Annotated in this window: 1 protein-coding gene and 1 rRNA gene; both read right to left on the bottom strand. The window is 54.8% G+C overall.

The window, feature by feature from the left end; translation table 11 throughout:
• Nucleotides 1–237: 237 nt before the first annotated feature.
• Nucleotides 238–1,762: ribosomal RNA gene (locus QP981_RS11035) — 16S ribosomal RNA — on the bottom strand.
• Between the two features lie 104 nt (nt 1,763–1,866).
• Nucleotides 1,867–2,063 (bottom strand): hypothetical protein (locus QP981_RS11030; protein ID WP_207105045.1); only part of this gene is annotated, 197 nt, incomplete at its 5' end.

Genomic DNA, 2,063 nt, shown 5'->3' with positions numbered 1-2,063 from the left:
GCAGCACGCAGCAACCTGTAAACAGGAACAACAACAAGTGTGTCATCCCAGACACCCAACAGCGCACCAACAACCAACCAACACCAAAGGAAAGCACAAACGCTTAAAATCATCACACGCACGCGCAGACCACCACTTCAGTGATCTAACCAGTAGGTGTTCCACCCAAAAAACAAAAAATAGCCACACGCCACCAACACGATGACACATGACACAAAGAAAAAATAATCTCCTTAGAAAGGAGGTGATCCAGCCGCACCTTCCGGTACGGCTACCTTGTTACGACTTCGTCCCAATCGCCAATCCCACCTTCGACAGCTCCCCCACAAAAAATGTGTTAGGCCACTGGCTTCGGGTGTTACCGACTTTCATGACGTGACGGGCGGTGTGTACAAGGCCCGGGAACGTATTCACCGCAGCGTTGCTGATCTGCGATTACTAGCGACTCCGACTTCACGGGGTCGAGTTGCAGACCCCGATCCGAACTGAGACCGGCTTTGCGGGATTAGCTCGCCCTCACGGACTGGCAACCCACTGTACCGACCATTGTAGCATGTGTGAAGCCCTGGACATAAGGGGCATGATGATTTGACGTCATCCCCACCTTCCTCCGAGTTAACCCCGGCAGTTTCTTACGAGTCCCCACCACAACGTGCTGGCAACATAAGACAAGGGTTGCGCTCGTTGCGGGACTTAACCCAACATCTCACGACACGAGCTGACGACAACCATGCACCACCTGTATACAAGCCACAAGGGAAACACCATCTCTGGCGCGATCCTGTATATGTCAAGCCCAGGTAAGGTTCTTCGCGTTGCATCGAATTAATCCACATGCTCCGCCGCTTGTGCGGGCCCCCGTCAATTCCTTTGAGTTTTAGCCTTGCGGCCGTACTCCCCAGGCGGGGCGCTTAATGCGTTAGCTACGGCACGGATCCCGTGGAAGGAAACCCACACCTAGCGCCCACCGTTTACGGCATGGACTACCAGGGTATCTAATCCTGTTCGCTCCCCATGCTTTCGCTCCTCAGCGTCAGTTACTGCCCAGAGACCCGCCTTCGCCACCGGTGTTCCTCCTGATATCTGCGCATTTCACCGCTACACCAGGAATTCCAGTCTCCCCTACAGTACTCAAGTTATGCCCGTATCGCCTGCACGCCCGGAGTTAAGCCCCGGAATTTCACAGACGACGCGACAAACCACCTACGAGCTCTTTACGCCCAGTAATTCCGGACAACGCTCGCACCCTACGTATTACCGCGGCTGCTGGCACGTAGTTAGCCGGTGCTTCTTCTCCATCTACCGTCAGAAACCCTTCGTCGATGGTGAAAGGAGTTTACAACCCGAAGGCCGTCATCCCCCACGCGGCGTCGCTGCATCAGGCTTCCGCCCATTGTGCAATATTCCCCACTGCTGCCTCCCGTAGGAGTCTGGGCCGTGTCTCAGTCCCAATGTGGCCGTCCACCCTCTCAGGCCGGCTACCCGTCGCCGCCTTGGTAGGCCATTACCCCACCAACAAGCTGATAGGCCGCGGGCCCATCCCACACCGAAAAAACTTTCCACCACACCCTCACGGTGCGGTCCTATCCGGTATTAGACCCAGTTTCCCAGGCTTATCCCGAAGTGCAGGGCAGGTCACCCACGTGTTACTCACCCGTTCGCCACTCGTGTACCCCAGCAAGCTGGAGCCTTACCGTTCGACTTGCATGTGTTAAGCACGCCGCCAGCGTTCGTCCTGAGCCAGGATCAAACCCTCCATCAAAAACCCTTCAAATCAGAAGAATCAAAAAACAATGAAAGGCCCAAAAACCTGACAAAAACAGACAAACAACCACCACACACCACAAACAGTGCGCGGCCTGGCCGTTATCCAAAAATAAAACGTTCTCCCCTTCGAACCGACGAGGCCAAAAAAGAAGAGAACAACCATGATCTTTCCCACAAATGAAAAAACCACGCGAAAAGCACCCAAACAAAGGCGCCGCCACGCAATCCATCACCCGCAAGCACAAAAGGACCCAAAACAAACAAAGGCCCCCGGCACCCACCAGCAACACACACGC

Origin of the sequence: Corynebacterium sp. MSK047 (assembly GCF_030232285.1) — a bacterium.
GTDB classification, from domain to species: domain Bacteria; phylum Actinomycetota; class Actinomycetes; order Mycobacteriales; family Mycobacteriaceae; genus Corynebacterium; species Corynebacterium jeikeium_D.
The sequence above is the reverse complement of the archived record's forward strand: the minus strand, read 5'-3'. Positions and strand labels throughout refer to the sequence as shown.